Here is a 22,522-nt window from a genome sequence, read left to right as displayed (position 1 = left end):
TGGCTCATTAAATTTATCAGAAATAAACAATGAATTTTATTTCATTATGTTATATATTATTTCTTAATGTTGTAAATTTAATTAAATTATATTTAAAAATATTAAAATTACTTTAATTTAATACAAAATAATATCAAGAAAACTGCTTATTTAACTACCCATACTTTTAATTTTAATGGCTTAACTATACCCTCAGTACAAAAACTCAACTATTTTAATTTCCTTACACTTAAATAAGTAGAATTCATTTTAAAAAATTAACTTTGATTTTAAACGCATGCTTAGCTTAAGGGATACATGAAGAACATAACCGACAGACATCAGTTTATCTTAAAAAAACTAAAACAAGAAGGAAAAATCAACATCCTTGAACTCATAGAAGAAATGCAGGTTTCTGGTGTAACGATCAGAAAAGACTTGAAAATCCTAGAAGATAAAAATCTTTTGTTCCGTACTCGTGGGGGCGGTTCTATCAACAATCCTTATGCTATCGATAGACCAATTAACGAAAAGGAATTTATCAATTCTGATGAAAAAATGAGAATTGCAAAAGCAGCCTTGGCATTGGTGGGAAACACAGATTCTATCATGATTGGCTCAGGCACCACTGCCTACGAATTTGCAAAAGCTTTACACACTACCAAAAACTTAACCGTAATTACACCAGCCGTAAAAGTTGGGTTAGAACTAAGTGACCGCCCCAATATGGACGTGTTGTTGCTTGGAGGAATGATCAGAAAGAACTCATCATCTGTTGCAGGATCGCACGCCTTAAGAATTTTAGAGGAAATATCTTGCGATATCTTATTCATTGGTGTAGATGGAATAGATTTAGATTTCGGCGTATCTATATCTAACCTAGCAGAAGCATCCCTTAACCAAAAAATGATTGAAACTGCCCAAACCGTTGTTTTATTAGCAGATAGCACTAAATTCGACAGACGAGGCTTGGGCAGGATTTGCGGACTGGATCAAGTTCACTACATCATTACCGACGATAAGGTTGCCGAAGCAACTGTTAGGGCAATGAAAGAACGAGGGATCAAAGTAATCTCAGCCTAAAAACTAGGCTGAAACTTCTATTACTGCCGAAACAAAATAATGGTCGCTCGGATAAAACCCATTATCATTATCCCTTATAATATTAGATTCCAACACCTTAAACTTTCCTTTGGTAAAGATGAAATCTATTTTGGTGCGGATGTCTTTTTTCGGATCTTTCTCTCCTAAAAACTCATGTGTCGTTGCCGATTCAATGTTTGATGGAATAGCTTTAAAAGTATCAGACCAGCCTTTAGCTACCACCATGTCATAAACCTTATTTTTAGAGGAAACATTAAAATCTCCCGCAAAAATCTGATGCAAATCTGGCAAGTATTGCGCTGCATCGTTTAAAACAATCTCTACTTGTTTTTCCCTTGCAGGTTGACTTTTATGATCTAAATGCAGGTTTACCACCCTTAATTCTTGACCAGTTTTTTTATCTTTTAACCTTACCCAACTTGCATTTCTTGCCCTTGCTGTATCCCAAGACACACTTGCAGCAATCAGGGGAGTTTCAGAAAGCCAATATCCGCCTGCCGCAATAAGCTCATATCTTTTGAGTGAAAAGAAAATGGGGTTTTTGGCAATGCCGTGGTAACCCTCTTTAAATTTATCCATTTCTGGCCCTTCAAAACCAAAGGAGAAATAGTTAGGCAAGGCTTTTTTCAAATCATCATTTTGCACTCGTAAAACCTCTTGCATAGCGATAATATCTGGCTGTTGTTTTTTGATAACTTCTATACACAGCTTTTTACGCTTTTCCCAACCAACACCTGCTGTTTCATCTTCCGGTAAAGCTACCCTAATGTTACAGGTAAGTACTTTAGTTGTACTTTCTGCTCTTTCATTAAATTCGAATTCATTGGCCATTGCCACCTCAGGCAATAAGGGTAAAGCAGCCATTACGCCAGCGCCTTTTAAAAAAGTTCTACGAGAAAAACCTGATTTATTCATAACTATACTGTTTCTGTAATTTGTGTTGGATTTAAATAAGCACCTTTGGCTGTTAACTCTTCACGTAGTTTACCTACGTTTAATGCAGAGGGGTAAATATTTTCACGAACGGCCATCTTAGCTGCCCTACCTGCTGCTTCGCCCATGGCCATACATGGCGCCATTACCCTTATGGCCGACATGGCTTCATGTGTCGTGGAGATGCATCTTCCAGCAACAATCAAGTTTTCTATTTTTTCTGGAAGGAGCGAACGATAAGGAATATCATAACTATCTCCACACCATGTTAAGGTACAACCCCCACCTTCTGGATGATGAATATCAAGCGGATAACTCGCTACTGCGATTGAATCTTCAAATCTTTTACAGCCCAAAATATCATCAGCTGTTAAAACATACTTACCTACAATTCGCCTGGTTTCCCTAATTCCAATAAACGGGGCCATCTTTGTAAAATAAGCTTGTGCGAAACCTGGCACGTACTCAATTAAATAACGCTGAATATCTTCTATTTGCCTTCTTCCCTCTATCTCACCAAAGGTTAAACTTCCCGGATCTGTTCCGTTTACGCCATTAACCCTGGTCATGTTAATCCATACCTCTCCTTCACGTAAACCAGTAATGATAATTGTTCTTTCTACTGGTAATTCAAAGCCATCTTCTCGAGCTTTCTCCATCAAACTCCTCATTCCAACCACAATAAACTGGTTATTTTGTCCAAAATATTCTGCTGGAATAAAATCAGTTAAATAAGTACGTGGCTCTTCAGCTATGCTTGTACGTAATTTTTCAGTATCTACACCGCCCAAACAGAACATTAAGGTAGGTGGTTGTACACCCCCTTTATCATTTCCATATTCACACTCCACTCCTGCCCTAAAAGCTACGTCGCCATCTCCAGTACAATCAATTACCGTTTTTGCCAAAATCACTTCCCTACCCGATTTACTTTCTATAATTACGCCTTTAATTACATCACCCTCCATGACCACGCCTGCAAAAAACACATAAAGTAGTACATTTACCCCTGCTTCATTCAGCATCTCTAGTCCTACTGTTTTTACCGCCTCTTGTTCTACCAAGGTTAAGCTCATGTGCAAAGGACAAGGTCGATGTTCACTTGCCGCATTTCTTTCTTTTAACTTATCTATAAACTTCTGTGGCAAACCTTTAATGATCTGGTTTCCTTTTTGTCCTAAAAAACCAAGGATAGGCAAGCCTATGGTTAAATTTCCACCCACAAAACTCCTACTGTCAATTAAGGTTACATTTAGTCCATCTTCCGCTGCAGCTTGAGCGGCAATTAGTCCAGACGGACCGCCACCAACCACTAATACATCTACACTTGCTCTAATTGGAAGTTCTTTTGCGGGTTCTATTATTGTTTTCATTGTATTGTTTACTGGTTAATTGGTTAACTGTTTGATCCCGATAGCTATCGGGAGGTTAACTGGTTAATTGTTGAGTTGTTAAGGTGGTTAATCGTTTAATTGGTTAATTGGTTAATCGCTTAATTGGTTAATCGCTTAATTGGTTAATTGGTTAATTGGTTAATCGTTTAATTGGTTAATTGTTTTATCCCGATAGCTATCGGGAGGTTAATTGTTAAATTGCTGTATTTAACTTTGGTTTTTCGGGTTTAATCATTGTCCATAAAATAAGTACGCCAATAGGATGCAGGAATGCCATGACCAAAAATATTTTCTCGGCACCTACTGTACCCATCATCTCGCCCACGAAATAGTTGAAAATCACAGCACCCAAAGCACCACAGCCTCCTGCAATACCTAAAACACTGGCTACATTTTTACTTGGGAAAGATTCTGCAACCACTACACTAATGGTAAATAACCAACTTAAACAAGCTATTGCTACTACACTAAAAATAAGGATGGTTGAAAATGCAGAAGGCAAGTAAGGTGTTAACACACAAAGTGGAGAAAGACACGCTACACAGCTGAGCATGATTTTACGGGCATTTAAAGGCTTGCGACCTTTACGCACCAAATAATCAGACCAAGCAGCGGTGCCAATGGCGCCTATATCGGCTACTAAAAACGGTATCCATCCATATTGACCCACCTCTATTTTCGACAGTCCAGACGATTCACGCAAGTAACCTGGAAGCCACATTAAACAGAAATACCAAACTGGATCGGTTACAAACCTGATCAGCAAAATGCCCCATAAACTTTTGGTGGCCCATAATTGCCCCCATTTAAACCCTTCCTTTTCTACTGCGGTATCATTTCCAGTTGCCTCCTGAAGTATGTGTGCGGGCGGATCGCGGTAAACCAAGATCCATAACAAGGCAATTACCAATCCCATTGTACCAGCAACAATAAATACCATTTGCCAACCGAAGTTGATTTCGAGGAAGGTAACCAAGGGAACCGATATAATGGCACCAATAGAACTCCCAGCAACACATAAGCTATTTGCAGTTGCCCTTAACTTACCTGGAAACCAAACCGTAACCACCCTTAGCTGCGCCGGAAAATTGGTAGGCTCGGCTAAACCAAGCATCCCCCTAAAAAAGGAGAATTGCCCAACTGTACGAGCAAAACCACCGCCCAAACTAGCCAGCGACCAGCCTATTACGCCAAAGAACATTACCTTTTTTGCCCCATATTTATCTACCAACCAACCCGAAACTGGGTACATGATGGCATAACAAAAGGTAAAGATGTTAATGATATAGGCATAACCCCTGTCGTCTATTTTGTAAACGTCTTTTAAGGTCGGTTTTAAGATCGAAACAATCTGCCTATCAAAATAATTGAACACAATGGCAATAAATATAACGGCTATGATTAACCAACGACGGTTTTCGGGCTTAAAGGATGAAGACATTTAATTTTATAAGTGGTTATATCAAAATTAACAAATTTTAAGCTATTTGAAAGGAAATGAAATAAAAGGAAAAATAATTATTCCTTTTATTTCAAGACTCTTAATAATTAGGGTTTTGGACAAGTTTTTTATTCGTCAACACCTCAATTGCCGGGAATGGCCACAAGTAATCACGCTCTTTATTAAATAGCTTCACCTCGATCACACGCATATCGGTACGATTGGTAACATTGGTATAACTTGGTGTTCCATTTGCATCTACTACTGGTGCATTAGCCAATAAACCTTTCGGAATTCTACCGTAAGCATTTCCAACCATCACTTGCTCGGCAATTTTCCATCTGCGGATATCTGCCAAACGTAAACCTTCCATTGCAAATTCATACTTGCGTTCTTTACGGACAATAGAACGCAACTCAGCTTGACTTTTACCCGTTGTAATGGCAGGCATGTTAACCGTTGCCCTTCTGCGTACTAAATTAATGGCATCGTAAACTGATTGATCAATTTGATTGGCTTCTATTTTTGCCTCGGCATAAGTTAAAAGTACTTCTGCATAACGAATAAGAATGATATTCATTTCTGAGTTTTGCACATCTGCCTTATCTGTCTCATCACAATACTTACGGAAAACATAACCTGTAAATGATGCAAAAGCATGTGTTGCTTCAGTATTGGCAATACGAACTGCCGGGGTAACATTGTAATTCCAAATGAGCAAACTGTCTTTATGTGTTTCAAACTGGTAACCAAATAACCTATCACCCGGAACGCCGCAGGTAAATGACAGGCGAGGATCTCGGTTTAAAAATGGCTTTAGCGGGTTAAACAAAGGAGATTTATCTATAGATAACCCGTCTGTACACTCATAAGAGTCTATAAAGCTTTGAAAAGGTACTTTATCGCAAACACCACCCGGAAGCCTTGGCAGCAAATAACGAGGTGTAGTATGTGTATTTACATTTTTCGCATACTGAAGCGAAAGAATAATTTCCTTAGATGATTCACCTGCATATTTAAACAAGTCAGCATAATTGGTGTGCAATGCATATTTGTTTAAATCCATTACTGCTTTGGCAGCCTGTGCGGCAACGTCCCATTTTTCATTGTACAATGCAGTTCTTGCCTTAATGGCTAGCGCCGCCCCCTTGGTTGCACGACCATCGTTAATGATGGCCTGATTAAGGGGCAAATCTTTAGCCGCCGCATCCATTTCAGCAATGATGAAATCGGCAATTTCTGCCTTAGTGCTTTTAGGCACCTGCGAATCATTAATGGTTAACGTTGTAGTTACCAACGGCACTCCACCGAAAAGGGTAAGCAAATAACTATAATTTAAGGCCCTAATAAATCGTGCCTCTGCAATAGATTGATTATAAACCGTTGCAGAAACCTTATCCTTTAATTTGCTAATGTTATCCAAAAGGAAATTACATCGAGCTATGCCTTTATAGGTTTCCCTAAATTTTACAAGCACCACTCCGTTATTGGCATCAATGGTTCCTTTTCCAATATCTTGGAGCGCTCCATTGGTACGATCCCAACAGATATCTGTAGTTGCATCAATAAACACATGCCATGGCACACGGAGGTTTCCAAGCCCATAATTCTGCTCCTGGTAATTTAATTGGGAATAACACCCCAACAGACCAATCTGCAATTCATCCTGGTTTGAATAAAAAGTTGCTGATGAAGGGTTTGAGGGTATTTTTTCGAGGTATTCTCCCTTGCAACCAGCTATAAGGGCGATGAATACACACCCAATAAAAGCTGCAATTATTTTTTTATTTATCATGATCTTAAAAATTAACGTCTAAACCAAAATTGTACACTTTAACCTGTGGGTAAGTATTTCCAGTTCCAACTGGCGCCTCCACATCATATCCATTCCAGAACTTATCGAAAGTAAAGAGGTTACTTGCATTGGCAAATACCCTTAGGCTCTTAAGCCCTAGCTTTTTAGTTAAGTCGGTAGAGAATTTATAGCCAAGCTGAATGTTTTTTAACCTAAGGTATGAAGCATCTTTTACCCAAAAACTTGATGTCTTTTCGTTGTTAGATTCTCCAAAGGCTAAACGAGGGAAGGCTGCACCAGTGTTTTGGGGAGTCCAATTATCCTTATGCATTTCCTGAACCGTACCACCATTAAAAAATGGCATTACCGATTGTTCATAAAGGTATCCATTGGCTTTACCCACACCTTGAAAAAACAACCCAAGGTCTAAGTTTTTATAGCCCAGGTTTATATTTGCACTATAGGTATATTTGGGTATGGTACTGCCAATAATCACGTTATCTAGGTCAGTAATCTTATTATCCCCATTTTGGTCCTTGTATTTGATATCGCCTGCTTTAACAGCACCAAATTGTACTGGGCTTGCAGCAACTTCAGCATCCGACTGAAAAAAGCCGAGTGCCTCGAACCCATATAACGAGTTCATTGCATACCCTTCGTTACTTACGGTAATTCCTGTACGGTTAACTCCTTTCAGGTCAATTACCTTGTTATTCACATCAGAAAGGGTTATGCCAATAGCATACCTAAATGCCTTAGCATTATTTGCATAGTTTAAACCCAAATCCCATCCTTTATTTTCCACTACACCTGCATTTTGAAATGGCGGTGCTTGTCCGGTAATAATGGGCACATCAAGTTTCAGCAAAATATCTGTGGTGGTGCGCTTATAATAATCAAAATTTAAGCTTAGGTTTTTAACAATGGTTGCATCAAAACCTATATCTGTCATTTCGGTACTCTCCCAAGTAATATTGTTGTTTGCAGCATCATTAAGTGCGCCTACGGTAAATATTTGGTTGCCAATAGAATAAGCGCCAAGTTGGATTAAGGAAATAGCTGGATATGTCCCAATGTTTTGATTGCCTAGTTTACCCCATGATGCACGAATCTTCAATTCAGGAATAACCCTGGTTAAAGGCTGAAAAAATTCCTCTTGTGAAATTCTCCATCCGGCAGATACAGAAGGGAAAAAACCATACCTTTTACCTTGCGCAAATCTAGATGAACCATCATACCTACCATTAACCTCGAGAAGGTAACGCTCTTTATAATTATAATTGAACCTTCCAAAAACAGATTGTAATGCCCATTCAGACTTAGAGCCATTATTTAACTGCGTAGCAGAGGACCCTGTTCCCAGCACTGGGTAATCAGGAAATATAAAAGTGGTTCTTGAAGCTGTAAGATTATTATTTGTATAATCTTCTCTAGAAGCTCCAGCTAATAATTTAAAATTATGATTACTAATTGCTTTTGTTGCGGTAAGCGTTCCACGAAAATTATTATATAAACTTCTGCTGTTTGTTACATCAAGCGTTGCCAATGATGGCGAGGTAAAGGCTACAGTACCATCTGCCTTATAAGTTTTAATGGCCGTTACAAACGTATCGTCATCAATCTGGTCGTATCGTGGCGCAACGGTAAGGTCTGCCTGGAGCCAACTTAGCGGCTTGTAGCTTAAGGTAGCATTAAGCAAAAGGCCTGGATTGTTTGTCTTTGCCAAGCCTCCTTCTGGGCGACTATAGGCGATAGGGTTATTTCCATTTGAACCCTCGCCATAATTGCCATTTGAAAACACCCCTGCAAAAATAGGTGCAATTCTGTTCATCTGGTTAAAAACCGAACTGCTTCCACGTCCAGGTTCTTTTGTAATCCTGTTATTAAGTTGCACATCAAGACTCATACTCAATTTATCGGAGAATCTGATATCAGCATTATTGCGGAAAGTAAATCTTCTGAAATTAGAAACCTCTAATAAACCAGCCTGATCAAAATAGCCGAATGAGGCTAAAAACCTAACTTTTTCACCACCACCGTTAACAGTTACAAAGTGGTTCTGCATAACGCCCGAACCCGTTAGTATTTCTTTTTGCCAATCGGTATTTGGATAAAGGTCTGGATTTGTTCCATTCTGGGTGTTTGATATCACGGCATCACTAAACAATGGCGCACGACCAGTATTGGTGTAAGCTAGGTTGGTCATGATCATGTGATCAGCTGCATTTACTAAATCAGGTTGGTTGGTTAAGCGCTGAACCCCTACGTACGAATTATAATTTACCCCTAACTGGTTTGATTTAGCTCTTTTAGTGGTCACCAAGATCACCCCATTTGCGGCTCTAGACCCATAAATAGAAGCAGAGGCAGCATCTTTTAAAATAGATACTGATTCTATGATACTTGGATCGATATTATTTAATGAGCCCTCTACATTATCTATCAATACCAGGGGATTTGCATCATTTAAGGTTCCAATACCCCTAATTCGGATTGTTCCGGCATCACCGCCTGGCCTTCCAGAGTTTTGTGTAACCGTAACCCCTGGCGCCAAACCCTGCAAAGCTGCAGAAGTTTGCCCAATTGGACGCATGGTTAGGTCCTTTGAAGAAACCACAGAAACAGCACCTGTTAAATTTACTTTCTTCTGGGTTCCATAGCCCACCACAATCACTTCATTTAATTTCTGATTATCTGGCTCTAAAGAAACATTCAAAATGGTTTTGCCGTCTGTTTCAACTTCCAATGGCTTGTAACCTATAAAAGTAAAGGTCAATGTTTCTTTTGTGACTGAAACCTGGATGGAAAATTTTCCGTCTCCATTGGTAACAGTAGTTATGTTTCCTGATTTGGATTTAACGCCAACTCCAGGCAGCACTTCTCCTTTTTCATCTTTAACAACACCAGTAACCGTAGTGGTTTGCGCAAAGCTGAAGTTGCAAATGAGCATCAGGCCGAAAAGATAATGCCATTTGCCCCTAAAAAATCTTGGTAAAATAAGTTTCATAATTGGTGGTTTGATATTTTGATTTATTGGTTTAGTAATTCAAATTCGCATAATAACGGTGTAAATGGAGGCATATCGGTATTATCGCCCCTGGCTCCATAAGCCAATTTAGAAGGGATGATTACTTTTGTCTTTGCCCCTTTCTGGAGCAAGGTTATCGCCTCCTCAAATCCTGCAAAATGCCCTTGCCCAGGTGTCATTTTGCGAGCTTGGTAAATTTTATAGGGCCTATAAATTCCTCCAGCCTGTGCAGTTTTCAATACGTTGGTTTCATACACCTTCCCATCTAAGGAAGAAATAACGTAACTCACATAAAGCGCCTTGCCCGTATTATTGGTTGTCTTTAAATCGGCCGGATACCATAGGCCCGATGCCGTTGTTTTGTAGTTCAGTTTTTTAACTGCTAAAAAATGCTTGATTTTATTATCTTCTATTGCTTGTTGCCTCAATAGCTCTGCCCGTTTGTAAGCCTCTACCCTTGGCAAAAATGTAGTATCGTTTTTTCCTTCCTGGTTAAACACCCTATTTATCTTAAGGGTATAAACCATGTATTTAGAAGTATCTTTTGCTAGCTGCACCGAATGGTTAAAGCGTTTAATCGAATCCATGCTTACTTTTACGATGGCACTGTCGCCTTCGCTCAGGTATTGAAAGGCATCTTGTAAATCGCCTTCAAATTGTGGCCTTGTAGCATACACCTCTATTGGCCTTGGGTCAAAAGTTGCTGTAGATGAAAGTACCGTGCCGCTTTCGGTAGCCTCTGTATAACTTAAAAACACTACTGCCAATTTGCCTATTGCAGGTGAATTTTGATTGTGCACTATTTTATACTGCAAAGCACCCTTGCCTTTTTTGTACTCAGAACAAGCACCTAGCAAAAGTGTAATTGGCAATAAGAAGGAGATGAGTATTTTTTTCATATCAAAACATAGGGACTGCATCTTTTAAGACACAGCCCCTATTTTAATTAGTTATACATGTTTACGGTGAACTTACTATCAGCATCTAGCTCCTCGCCATTTGCACCAGGCAAAGGCTGTATGGTTCTAATTTCTATTGTACTTGCTGTTTTGTTAAACTTCAAGATTCTCATGTAACCATTTCCACCATTTGGCCTGCCCTGATAATCAGATACAAAAGCCTTAACCACGTGACCGTTCTGGTTTTCTACCCTGTAACCCTCTCCGGTTACGTGACCGCCCAACATCATGAATACGTTGGTGTTTGGCTTAGCAATTAAGTCGTAGATTTTCTGACCTTGTTTAGTAAAGGTACCAGGCAAATTATCTGGTCCAGCTCCTACTAAATCCCTATGTTGGTTATCATGCAGTGTTACGCCAGTTTTATGTGGGTTTAATACACTGTGACTCACAATGATTACTTTATGATCGGTGTTAGCCTGAATAACGGTATTAGCCCAAGCAGTTACACTCGCTTCAATAGTAGGGCTATATACAGGTACAGCCGGACAACCTGGATAATCACTTTGTGTTTGGTTACCTTCTTGATTGTACTCTATATACATGATCAGGTATTTCTGACCAAAGACAGTAATCCTATCATAATGGTTATCGTTATTGTTAGAACTTCCATAAGCATTTCCGTACCATGACTTAATGCCATAATAACGGTCTTTCCCAAAATAAGATCCGTAGCCATCGTTGGTAGCGCCAGAGCCTGCATCGCCATTGCAATACTGATCATGGTTACCCACAGCCAAACCATATGGAATATTTGCAGTTTCTAACCTTGTGATTTGTGTATTGGCCTTACTCCACTCATCCCTGTACCAAGTACCGTCGGTATTTTTTCGATCACCCCAATTGGTAATGTCTCCTAAATGCGCTACGTATTGAATATTTAAAGCAGTTTTATTATCCACAATCCAATCAATTTGATTAATAAACATTTGCATGGTACCATTATGGCCACTGCCTGCATCGGTATAGTACTGTGTATCTGGAATTACAGCCATGTAAAAGGTTTCATCTGCCGCAACTGCTTGTGTGCTGCTTACCGCAGCAACTTTAAACAAGCTTTCTTCTGCTGCCATCTCTGCAGTTTTTTCACAACCTAAAGAAAGGAACATAAGCAAGCTGAGCGATAGCCCCTTTGAAAAAGTGAGCTGTTTTTTTTGCCAATTAGGATATTGGCCAAATGGTTTAAAAGTTTTCATTTAAAATTGGTTTAATTTATCATTGGTTATTATGGTTCGGTCTTCCTTAAAATCCTTAAGCACAAGCTACAATGGCCTTGTTATTCATTAAGCCAATCCATAGCGCGCACAACAGTGTTTCATTTCACACAAATCTTTAAATGAGTTTCATTAGCTATCTATTCTGAAAGTAAAAGAAATAAATAATAACAATTAAACTACATATCAAAACTAAATATAATCTTTTGAAATACAAATTAAAATTAAAATTAATATGATTTAACCAACATATTAGGTAACAACCTTCATTTAAGACGTAAAACAGCCACAAACCTAAGTTATTAATTGAATTTCAATATAAACTCAATATTAAGTTTAAGTAACTAAATTAAAGTTTTTGAAAGTAAAGGAGATTTTAAGGCTTATTTCATTAAACCAAATGAGCTCTCCATACAGATTAATCCTCCTTGCTCTTGGCAAAAGCACGAGTCATTTTCCCTATTAGTATTTAAACTGTGGCATTGATCTTTAAGCCCTGTCTTTTCCCACCGGGATGCCCTTTGACATCAGCCCATCTTTTTTCTTTGTCCTTCACCTTCCATCTTCCATCTCACACTCTTCCATCTTTACTGACTTTCGGACTTTCCCGACTTCTCTGACTCCCACTTATACTTCTTTCATTTTTTTTCCCTAAATTCATTTTAAAATTCCAAGCAGCTTTAATATGAACAAACCTCTGCTCCCTCAAAACGAGGATGATGTTTATACTCATGACAACTACCATAAAATCATTGAGGAGAGCCCTGTGCCGATGTATATTTTCGATTTAAATACCTTAGCGTTTTTAGAGGTAAATAAAGCTGCGTTAACGCAATATGGATATGAGAAAGACGAATTCCTATCCCTACTTGCCACACAAATACGACCTAAGGAAGAGGTTAATTCCCTAAAAGTAGCCATTCAAGATTTCCATGCCACCTATTACGATTTTGGCAACTGGAAACACCTCAGAAAAAATGGCGAAACATTTTTTGTACATATTTTTGCACATGGTACGATTTACAAAGGAAGAAAGGCTCAATTTGTAATGGCCATTGATGTTGATCAGAAGGTGGAGGCACAGCAGGAGCTTTTAGAAAAGAATGCGGAAATAGAAGACATCCTAGAAAGTATTACCGATGGGTTTTATGCAATCAATGAAAAATGGGAGGTTACTTATATCAATAAGGAAGCAGAGCGGATATTTGATTGTAAAAGAGAAGACTTGCTTGGCAAAAACATCTGGGAATTTTTTCCCGCTGTTAAGGATACAGCAGTTCATGCCGAATTTGAGCGTGCCATGCAACAAAAGGTAAGCAGTCATTTCGATACACTTCTGGAATCACTGGGCGTTTGGGCATCTATCAGCATTTACCCTAAAAAAGATGGGCTATCGGTTTACTTTGTTGACATTACCGCTCAGCAAAAGCACACCCAGATGATTGAAAAGCAAAATGAGCAATTGAAAAAAATATCATGGCTGCAGTCTCATGAAGTACGGGCACCCTTATCTAATATTCTAGGTCTAGTTCAGCTACTCAATAAAGATGGACTACCTAATAACGAACAACTAGAAATCATCGAACTACTTAATGATGCTGCCACAAAACTTGATGGCATAGTTAAAAACATTAGCGACCAAGCAAACATTGAGGAGTAACCATTTAACGCTGATCAATTAGGTTTGTTTACCAGCACTTCCTTCTGTCTCTCCTTAGTTTTTTTTAAACGCTAAGTATCCGCAAAGAACGCTGAGTCAACTTTTCCTAACAGGGATACCTTTGGCACAGCTTCCTATAAACCCAGCGCACATTGAGTTTACACAGGGAACGCTGAGTCGGCTTTTCCCAAGGGAATGTGCCAAAGGCATCGCTATGGGACATTTGGGACAGCTTTATTCTTTAAGCTTTCAGCTTTTTACGCTTTCTTCTTTTGGACTTTCCATACTTCCCGACTTACCGACCCCCATCTTCCATCTTACATCCTCCATCTTACATTTTACATTTTACGTCTTTCCAACTTTACTGACTTCCGGACTTTACCGACTCCACAACTCCACAACTCACCAACTCCCAATTCTCACCTCCCCAACTCAATCACAAACCTTGTATCATTAACCGCTATGGTTTTTAAAGAGAAATCAAACCCATGGTTTAAGAGTATTTCGCGGACAAGCGTTAAGCCAATCCCTTGTCCATCTTTTTTGGTGCTAAAAAATGGACTGAATAATTGCTCAGCATTTTCTTCGGAGATACCTTTACCATTATCTGCTATGATGAGGATGCGTTTCATGGGGTCGAGGGTTATTTTAATGGTCCCTTTATGATCTATAGATTCAATAGCATTTTTAACAATGTTAATTAACGCCTGCTCCATTTGTTCAACATCCGCAGCAATAGCAAAACTAGTGGCAGGCAAACCAAGTTCAACAATTATGTTTTTCTCATTTGCAGGAAAATACATCAGCTCTGCTACAGATTTAAGCAATGTAGTTAAATCAATCTTTTTAAGGTTAGCTTGCGGCAACTTAACCAGATCGGCAAAGTTGCGCATGAATACATTTAGGTTTTGGTTTCTATCTACCGCTACCACCATGGCATTTTTAAGCATCGCATCTGCTTCGTTTATCCATAGGGATTGATGAGACAAGGCAGAATTAATGATAGAGTTTACAGGCCCAACTGTATTGTTAACCTCATGCGCCATCATCCTGATTACCTTGCTGTAAACATTTTTTTCAGCTTCAAAAATTTCGGCGGTTACTTCTTCTATCATGATAAAAATTCGCTCGAAACCACTATCCATAAACTTAGATTTCTGAATTTTAAAGGTTTGCAGCCCATTAGCCCTTAACATTTTAGCGCTACCCGTTTTCATTTCGTAAATATGATTACCTAACAAATCCGGAATAGACCCTAATATTTCCTTTGCCTTTGGATTGATCTGTTTAATCTGTTGATCGTAGTCTAACACAATAATCCCCGTTGGAGAAGTCTGTATCAGTTTTTCCAGAAAAAAATGTTGCTCTTGTTGTCGGGTTCTTTCGGTCCTTAACTCATCAATCATTTTATTATAAACATCAATGAGTTCATCAACCTCTTTTTTTCCTGTGGCTAAAAACTTCACATTAAAATCTTTATCCTTTATGGCTGCAATGCCTTGTGTTAAATAAGTTAATGGGGCAATTAGCTGTTTGTATAGATTGAGGGATATCAATATGGAGATAATGATAAACACCTCCACCAGCATGAACAACAACTTATTATGCTCAAAGATGAAGTAACTCATCACCAAGCAAACCAAGTGAAGAATAACCAAAAAGAGAATGTATTTACTCTTCAGTTTCATTGAAAGGAATTTGATATTTCTCTAAACGGCGATAAAGTGCATTCCGGGTAATGCCCAAAGAAGCTGCTGCCTTGGTAATTCTATTTTTATGAAAGTTCATGGCTTGCTTAACCATTTCGGCTTCCATCTGGTCTAAGGTCATGGTGCCAACGCCAGGTAATTTAACCTTGTCATTTTTTAAGGGCGATAAGTTTAATTGCGATTGAAAATCATCAATACTTAATTCGTCATTTGAACTGATCAGCACTGTACGTTCTACCAAATTTTTCAATTGCCTAATGTTTCCCGGTAAAGGCAAAGCTTGTAACCAACGCATGGCTGATGCGGAAACGGACAAGGCTGGTCGGTTATAAATTTCTTTCATGTTACCTATAAAGAAATTAACCAGTAAGGGAATATCAGCTGCTCGCTCTCTTAATGCAGGCAAGTGAATGCTGATCAGGTTTATTCGATACAGTAAATCTTCCCTAAAGGTACCTAGGCCTACCATTTCGTTCAGGTTTTTATTGGTGGCGCACACTACCCTGGTATCTACGGTTTTTGTCCTGCTGCTTCCCAGTACTTCGTAAGTTCTATCTTGCAATACCCTTAACAGTTTAACCTGACTTGAAGCTTCTAAATCACCTATCTCGTCTAAAAAGATAGTGCCCTTGTTTGCCATTTCAAAACGACCCACCCTATCGAAACGGGCATCGGTAAAAGCGCCACGTACATGGCCAAACATTTCACTTTCAAATAAGGAAGAAGAAATACCTCCCAAATTTACCTTCACAAAAGGCTTAGCAGAGCGATTGCTATTTTCATGAATGGCTTCGGCGATGAGCTCTTTCCCTGTACCACTTTCGCCGGTAATCAATACCGAGGCACCAGTAGCCGCTACCCTACCCATAGTTTCTAAAATGGCCAGTAAGTTTGGGTCCTGACCAATAATTTGTTTGAAGTTGTATTTTTTATCGAGTTCTTTTCTATTTCTTGATAAAGGCTTTTCGGCATCTAATTGCAATAAGGTATTTACCGATTGTAGCAGGTGTGTATTATCCCAAGGTTTGTTTACAAAATCATTGGCACCCAATTTCATTCCTTGTACCGCTAATGCAATGCTTGCCCAGCCTGTAATTAAAATAACAGGGAGCGTGGCATTAAAGGTTCTTATTCTTTTAAGTAGTTCCATTCCTTCAATACCGGAAGTATCAATAGAAAAGTTGAGGTCTAAAATAACAAGCTGAGGCTTTTGAGTTTTTACAAGCTCAAAAGCCTCAGTGGCGTCACTAGCCGTAAGCACTTCATTACCTGCTCCTTTTAAAAGCAAAGAAAGTGAAGTTCTTACCGCAATATCATCATCAATGATCAGTATCATATAACAAAGTTAAGATATAATTATTCTTCATGTAATGCAACTGCAGGATGTATACCCGAAGCTTGTTTACCCGGATATAACGAACAGGCAAAAACCAATAGGTAAATGAACAATACAGAAAGCAGCATGGCGATGATGTAAACACTTGCCGGAATATTAAACACGTTTAACAATGGAAACTGTATGGCAAAAAAGCTACCTACAATTAAAGACATGGTGGCTAAAATCATTGCTTCCATTACCAATTGATAAGACACCGCACTACCACTGGCACCAATTGCCCTGCGTAAACCAATTTCTCCTTTTCGTTTATTGATGTTATACCATAATACACCAAATAAACCCAAGGCCACATTAATGATTAAAAAACTGGCAATAATGATAAAAATAACCATTGGCATAATGGTGACTTCATTTTTAGCATCACGCATTTCATCCATGTGCCTAATCTCTACAGCGTTTCTCATCGTATTTGCCATGAACTTGTACAGCTCACTTTCAAAAGTGGCATCTGCCCCATCACGTACCTTGATTAAAATATCTGAAGTGTTTTTTAAATAACCTGTATCTAAACGACTAAACATGGCATTACCAGCAGGCCAGAAATCGCCATTGGCTTTGATGTCTTGTACCACGCCTACAACTTTCATTTTTTCCTTGTCATCATAATTGCCTATCAATTTGCCTATAGCCGTTTCTTTGCCAAACATCTGCTTTTTAAGCGTTTCGTTAATAATAATGTGTTTGTTTTTTGTAACCACATCTTCGGGCAAAAACCATCTACCTTCTATTACGGAAACATTCCATACCTTTTTGTAATCAGCACCAACCACATAATTGTTTACGCGATCAAATTTTTTACCCTGATGGTTTACTCCTGTACTCATGGTACTATTAGAGTAAGGATAATTTGCACCTGTATAAGTTACCTCTTCTATTTGAGGCATGGCTTTTAAGGATTTATACAAGTTATCGTAAAACAGCTGTAAAGAATCGTTGTTTTTGGTTAACAGGCCATTATCGTAATTAATAGACCATACTTTTTTATATTCGAAACCCAAAGGTTTACTGTAATTCTGATAGTAAAAAGTAAGGAAGGAAAAAACCGCGAATATCACCAGAAAAGAAACCAGGATTTCGGAAAGGAACAGAAAGTTTTGCTTTCTCTTGTTCCATATTAATTTAAATAAGTGTTTAAACATAATTTTATCTTTTTAGCTGGGTTTATTGTGCTTTAAGTGCCTTTACTATATTTAACTTAGACATTCTCCAGGCTGGATAAACACCAGAAATTAAACCGAAACAGATACAAGCCACCAAGCTGTAAAACAAGACCATAAAATTCATCGATAAACGCATGTTTGAAATCAAGTTTGCATCATTAATGAGGTAAATGGCCAATATGGAGAAGAGCAGACCAATACATCCCCCTAAAAAAGTAAGGATCAAATTTTCTACCATGAATTGGTAAACCAAAGTTTTAGACGAAGCACCAAAGGCTTTACGCACACCAATTTCAGAGGAACGCTCTAAAATTCTGGTGATGTTGATGTTCACCAAGTTGATGGTGGGTAACAATAAAAACAAAAGCACAAATACGCTCAAGATAGATACAACCACGGTTAAACCATTGTTAGTTCCATCGCCAGCAATCCTTCTGGTCATACCGGCAAAAAATGAATCAGCACTGCTATAAACCCTATCAAATTCTTTTGGTATGGGAACTCTTTTCATCATCTGGTTAAATTCCTTTTGCATCTTAGGCACATCAGCCTTGTTTTTTGCCAAAAGAACTGCATTGTAACCACCCATCAATTCTGGTCTTTTATAGTTGTCTTTAGATACCGTATAAGGCAAATACATGTCGCCTGCAAAGTTGTAAAGTGTTTCAGATACGTTTCCTACCACGCCAATTACCCTGTAATTAACATTATCTGCAGAGATGTATTTACCCACTACGGTTTTGGCATCGCCAAAATAAGCTGTTTTTGTTTCTTCAGAAATTACCGCCACCTTTTCGGCATTGTTTATTTCTTGTTGCCCAAAAGGTTTTCCTTCTAGAAATTTGTATTCGAGCACATTCCAATAATCGGCATTGGTATATTTATACTTAATCACAATCTTTTTATTGTTCACATAAGCATTAGATGCCTTTGCATTAGTAGAAATAGCCATCTTCTCTACCGTTTTTAAGGTGGATACATAATGGTCGAAAAAATAATAAGATACATCACTTCTGTTTAGCCAACCTTCCTTGGTGTTTTTAAACTCCATCGTGGCAACATACAAGGAACGTTCTCTTTTGTAATCTGGGTAATCTGGACTGATCACTTTATCCATGAAAGCTGTAGCCACCATTAAAATGGTAAGGGTAAAGCTTATTCCGAACAAGCTAATGAAAGTGAAGAATTTTCTTCGCTTTAATACCGCAATTGCAATTTTAAAATAGTTTTTTAACATGGCTTTACTTTATTGAACTTGTGAACCATCAAACAGGCGTACCAATCTGTGGGTACGATGCGCCATACTTTCATCGTGGGTAACCATCACGATGGTGGTACCTTCGTTTTTATTTAGGTTGATTAAGATATCCATGATCTCATTTCCCATGGCGCTATCTAAGTTTCCCGTAGGCTCATCTGCCAAAATAATCTGTGGGTTACCCACTATTGCCCTCGCAATGGCCACACGTTGGCGCTGACCGCCAGATAACTGCGTAGGAAAATGTTTTAAGCGATTACTTAAGCCTACCTTCTCCAATGCAGCCGTAGCCAACATTTTGCGCTCTTTGGCCGATGAGTTACGATACAACAAGGGCAATTCTACATTGTCTAATACGCGTAAATCGTTAATCAAGTGATAGCTCTGAAAGATAAAACCAAGTTTTTGGTTCCTGAACTTGGCCAATTGCTGATCGGAGAAACGGCTAAGGTCTTGATCATCTATCTTGATGTTTCCCTTAGACGGCTCGTCTAACAAACCAATGATATTAAGCAAGGTGCTTTTTCCGCAGCCAGACGGGCCCATGATAGAAAGAAACTCGCCCTTGGCAATAGAAAGATTAACCCCATTAATGGCTAGGGTTTCAACCGTATCGGTTCTGTAAACTTTTTCAATACTTTGTAATTGTATCATATCGTATAATTAATAATTAGGATTGGTTAATAGGTTATTTTTTTGTTTTTTTCGAAGTCGTACAGAGAAAGGTAGCGGAGCTGGTAATAGGCTGCCCAAAAATCACGCAGTGAGGAGATATAATCTCTTTTAGCCCTGTCATTTTCTTGGAAGGCGATACTGAGATCGGTAATGCTCAAGTTTCCCAAAACATATCGCTCACCTGCTATCTTATACTTTTCGGCTGCAATTTTCTCTGCCTGATCGGTTAAACCAATTTGCTCTTTCATCATGTTAAAGAGGGTTACCTGTGTTATAATTTGCTGCTTAAAGGTTTGTTTATCTTGCTCTACCGAGTAGGTAATGAATTGTTCATTGGCCTCTGCGGTTTTGGTTCTTGATTTAGACCTGCCCCAATCCATTATAGGAATAGAAAGTTGCAACTCTACCGATTGTTGATTTTTTGGCGAGCGATAAATATCAAAAGCACTTGTACCTGCATTTGAAAAACCTAGGTTAGCCCTCAAAGTGGCGGTTAAGCCATTCTCTCCCTTTGCCCTGGCCACCTCTCTTTTTGCTTCGGCCAGACGCCTGATGAAAGCAATAGCATCTGACCGGTTTTCAAAAGCTTCTGCCAATACTTTGTCTGCAGCAACCGACATTTGCGCTACAATTGCAGGTACATCTAGTTTAATTCTGTCGTCGCCTTCAATGCCTGCATAACTGCGCAGGTTTAACGTAGCAATTTCTACATCTCTTTTTGCCGTGCCTACTGCTTTTTGCGAGTTCAGCACTTCTAGCTGCAACTGCAGAATTTCATTCTTAGAGATTTTACCGAGTTCAAATTTTGTATCTGCTATCGTTAAAATGCGCTTGGTATTGGCATTATTGATTTCGGCAATATCTAGGTTCACTTGTGCCAACAAGAGATCGAAGAAGTATTCCGTAACCGTGATGGCGATCTTTTCTTGGGTTTCTATAAAAACCTGCTTGCTTTCGTTAAACTTTAAGGGCTCTATTTTTTTGTCCCACTTTAAACTATTAAATTTTAGCAAAGGCTGAGTATAACCAATCCCATATGGAATACCGTTATAAAGCACGCTTTTCCTATCAAAATCATCAAAACGTTGTAACTGTGTGGTACCGTAAACTGTTCCGCCAGTTGCGGCAATACTTTGAGTAAAATTTAAGGTTAACGAAGAGTTATCATAGTGAATAGGCTGGAAAAGTATGGTACCATTAGGTTGTTGTACTTGCGTGTATGTTTTGGTATAGCCTGGTAAAATTCCTTCCAAAGCCAATTGAGGTTGATAATTAGATTTAAAAGTTCTCCATTCCCAGTATTTTGTTTCCTTAACCGTAATAGCCTGTTTAGCCGAAATGGAATTAGATTTCGCCATTTCTACTACTTGTGGTAAGGTTAACCTAATGGTGTCTGCGCTAGCAAATGCACCAAAGGTTGCCAATAACAAGAGCTTAGTGAATAATATTTTTGGCAGCATCATCTTAGTTATTTATGGTTATTGTTTGCATGTTCTTATACTCGGCCATATCTGAGGTTATCACTTCTTCGCCCAGTTTTAACCCACTCCTAATCTCTATGAAATCGAAATTGCTTAAGCCTGTTTTAATTGTTCTGCGTTCTGCTTTTCCATTTTTTAAGACGAAAACTTCTTGAAGATTGGAACCATTAAATGCTGGTCCGTTGGCTACCCTTAACACCCCGTTTCTTGTGTCAGTCACCAAAAAAACATCTACCTTTTGGTTTGGTCTAAGCTCTTTACTGTCTTTTTGGTTCAATTGAATGTCAAATGAGACAATGCTATTGCTTACCGCTGGAGAAATGTTAACAATGCTACCCCGCAATTGGGTATCGCCTACGCGGATGATAGCCGCCATATTGTTATGAATTTTGTCGAGTAAGTTATCAGACATGCTACCTGCTACCTTAAATCCACTTAAATCTGCTATGCGAACCAAAGCATCTCCTTCGTGTACACTTGAGCCTATGTTTTTGTTAACCCAGGTTACCACACCAGACCGGGTGGCAGTTACATTCGCCAAATCTAACTTCCGCTTTAAGGCATCAAGGTCGTTGCGTTGTATAGCCAATGCGATCTCCGCTTCCCTGATCTCGATCTTCATGGTTTGTTGTTTGCTTTTGATCTCGTTCTCTAACTGTAGTTTCTCTAGTTCCGCTACTTTTAAGTCGAGTTCGGCACGTTCTACATCTTCCTTTGTTCCGCCACCAGCTTTTAACAATCTCTTGGCAGATGAAACCGCATCCTTAAAATTGCTGATGCGCAATTGTTTAATACTATTGTTAGATTTGATATCAAAAAAACTCTTTTCGAGGTCGAGTTTCAGTTTACGGATTTCATTCTCCTTTGATTCCATTTGAAACTGGAGCTTTCCGTATTCTGTTTCACTTAAAGATTTATCGAGCGTTAAGATAGACTGACCTTTTGTTACTTTTTTGCCTGCATCTAACAAAACCTCTTTTATAGAGGCACTAATTGGGCTAGTTAAAACCTCTTCAAATTCAGGTAACACTTCACCTGTGGCATTAATTGTATTTTCAATTATTCCGGTTTCAACCTTGGCTGTTGTAACGTCGGCAGTAGTTAGTGATGCTTTAAAATAATTCCTGATTAACCAAATACTACTGGCTAGTATAACCAGTATCATGAAAATCAGGAGATAAGTTTTCTTCTTCTTTTTTGCAGCAACTTCATCTGCTATGAGCTTGTCCATTTAAATATATTTACATCAGCTTTTACAAGAGCGATGCCAACATTTAATTACTAAAAATCAGACAGTTACATAAAAGTTAAAACATAAAAATGCCCGATATCG

At 38.7% G+C, this 22,522-nt stretch carries 16 protein-coding genes; 2 read left to right on the top strand and 14 right to left on the bottom strand.

From position 1 onward, the window contains the following. Positions 1 to 297 precede the first annotated feature (297 nt). Positions 298 to 1,062, top strand: coding sequence for a DeoR/GlpR family DNA-binding transcription regulator (locus EZ428_RS21705; RefSeq protein WP_131555441.1), 765 nt, complete (start codon positions 298 to 300; stop codon positions 1,060 to 1,062). A gap of 3 nt (positions 1,063 to 1,065) precedes the next feature. Here the strand turns inward: EZ428_RS21705 and EZ428_RS21700 are convergent, their stop codons facing one another. The 7 genes from EZ428_RS21700 to EZ428_RS21670 form a co-directional block, all read right to left on the bottom strand. Then, entirely contained in the window at positions 1,066 to 1,998 is a 933-nt protein-coding gene (locus EZ428_RS21700) for an endonuclease/exonuclease/phosphatase family protein (RefSeq protein WP_131555440.1), read from the bottom strand. Positions 1,999 to 2,000: 2 nt separating this feature from the next. Then, positions 2,001 to 3,389 carry an FAD-dependent oxidoreductase gene (locus tag EZ428_RS21695; protein WP_131555439.1) on the bottom strand — a complete coding sequence of 463 codons (1,389 nt, stop codon included), beginning with the start codon at positions 3,387 to 3,389 and terminating at the stop codon, positions 2,001 to 2,003. Positions 3,390 to 3,603: 214 nt separating this feature from the next. After that, positions 3,604 to 4,851 (bottom strand): MFS transporter, encoded by a 1,248-nt coding sequence (locus EZ428_RS21690; RefSeq protein WP_131555438.1) that lies wholly within the window; start codon positions 4,849 to 4,851, stop codon positions 3,604 to 3,606. Positions 4,852 to 4,951: 100 nt separating this feature from the next. After that, positions 4,952 to 6,646: a RagB/SusD family nutrient uptake outer membrane protein gene (locus EZ428_RS21685; protein WP_131555437.1), complete on the bottom strand. Its 1,695-nt coding sequence runs from the start codon at positions 6,644 to 6,646 to the stop codon at positions 4,952 to 4,954. 4 nt (positions 6,647 to 6,650) lie between these two features. Next, positions 6,651 to 9,653 (bottom strand): SusC/RagA family TonB-linked outer membrane protein, encoded by a 3,003-nt coding sequence (locus EZ428_RS21680; RefSeq protein ID WP_131555436.1) that lies wholly within the window; start codon positions 9,651 to 9,653, stop codon positions 6,651 to 6,653. A gap of 23 nt (positions 9,654 to 9,676) precedes the next feature. Then, positions 9,677 to 10,573 carry an FKBP-type peptidyl-prolyl cis-trans isomerase gene (locus EZ428_RS21675; protein ID WP_165501849.1) on the bottom strand — a complete coding sequence of 299 codons (897 nt, stop codon included), beginning with the start codon at positions 10,571 to 10,573 and terminating at the stop codon, positions 9,677 to 9,679. A 47-nt stretch (positions 10,574 to 10,620) separates the two neighbouring features. Further along, positions 10,621 to 11,829 (bottom strand): metallophosphoesterase, encoded by a 1,209-nt coding sequence (locus tag EZ428_RS21670; RefSeq protein WP_131555434.1) that lies wholly within the window; start codon positions 11,827 to 11,829, stop codon positions 10,621 to 10,623. A 703-nt stretch (positions 11,830 to 12,532) separates the two neighbouring features. On the opposite strand from EZ428_RS21670, the gene EZ428_RS21665 reads away from it, so the two are divergent. Further along, positions 12,533 to 13,507, top strand: a complete 975-nt coding sequence (locus EZ428_RS21665; RefSeq protein ID WP_131555433.1) for a PAS domain-containing protein — start codon at positions 12,533 to 12,535, stop codon at positions 13,505 to 13,507. Between the two features lie 419 nt (positions 13,508 to 13,926). Here EZ428_RS21665 and EZ428_RS21660 read toward each other — a convergent pair whose 3' ends face one another. Genes EZ428_RS21660 through EZ428_RS21630 form a run of 7 tightly spaced genes read right to left on the bottom strand, consistent with a single transcriptional unit; the run spans position 13,927 to position 22,420 of the window. Further along, the gene (locus EZ428_RS21660; RefSeq protein ID WP_131555432.1) at positions 13,927 to 15,195 is read right to left on the bottom strand and encodes a sensor histidine kinase; all 1,269 of its coding nucleotides are present in this window, start codon (positions 15,193 to 15,195) and stop codon (positions 13,927 to 13,929) included. Next, positions 15,179 to 16,552, bottom strand: coding sequence for a sigma-54-dependent transcriptional regulator (locus EZ428_RS21655; protein ID WP_131555431.1), 1,374 nt, complete (start codon positions 16,550 to 16,552; stop codon positions 15,179 to 15,181). The genes EZ428_RS21660 and EZ428_RS21655 overlap by 17 nt, the downstream gene beginning before the upstream one ends. Before the next feature lie 20 nt (positions 16,553 to 16,572). Beyond that, positions 16,573 to 17,754 (bottom strand): ABC transporter permease, encoded by a 1,182-nt coding sequence (locus tag EZ428_RS21650; protein ID WP_131555430.1) that lies wholly within the window; start codon positions 17,752 to 17,754, stop codon positions 16,573 to 16,575. Between the two features lie 22 nt (positions 17,755 to 17,776). Next, entirely contained in the window at positions 17,777 to 19,012 is a 1,236-nt protein-coding gene (locus tag EZ428_RS21645; protein WP_131555429.1) for an ABC transporter permease, read from the bottom strand. A 9-nt stretch (positions 19,013 to 19,021) separates the two neighbouring features. Further along, the gene (locus EZ428_RS21640; RefSeq protein WP_131555428.1) at positions 19,022 to 19,687 is read right to left on the bottom strand and encodes an ABC transporter ATP-binding protein; all 666 of its coding nucleotides are present in this window, start codon (positions 19,685 to 19,687) and stop codon (positions 19,022 to 19,024) included. Positions 19,688 to 19,713: 26 nt separating this feature from the next. Further along, a complete protein-coding gene (locus EZ428_RS21635) occupies positions 19,714 to 21,171 on the bottom strand; it encodes a TolC family protein (protein WP_131555427.1) in 1,458 nt (485 codons plus the stop codon). 1 nt (position 21,172) lies between these two features. Then, a complete protein-coding gene (locus EZ428_RS21630; protein WP_131555426.1) occupies positions 21,173 to 22,420 on the bottom strand; it encodes an efflux RND transporter periplasmic adaptor subunit in 1,248 nt (415 codons plus the stop codon). Between the last annotated feature and the right edge of the window lie 102 nt (positions 22,421 to 22,522).

Origin of the sequence: Pedobacter frigiditerrae, from assembly GCF_004331645.1 — a bacterium.
Lineage (GTDB): Bacteria > Bacteroidota > Bacteroidia > Sphingobacteriales > Sphingobacteriaceae > Pedobacter > Pedobacter frigiditerrae.
Note: the sequence above shows the minus strand (reverse complement) of the source record. Positions and strands in the feature narration are given on the sequence as shown.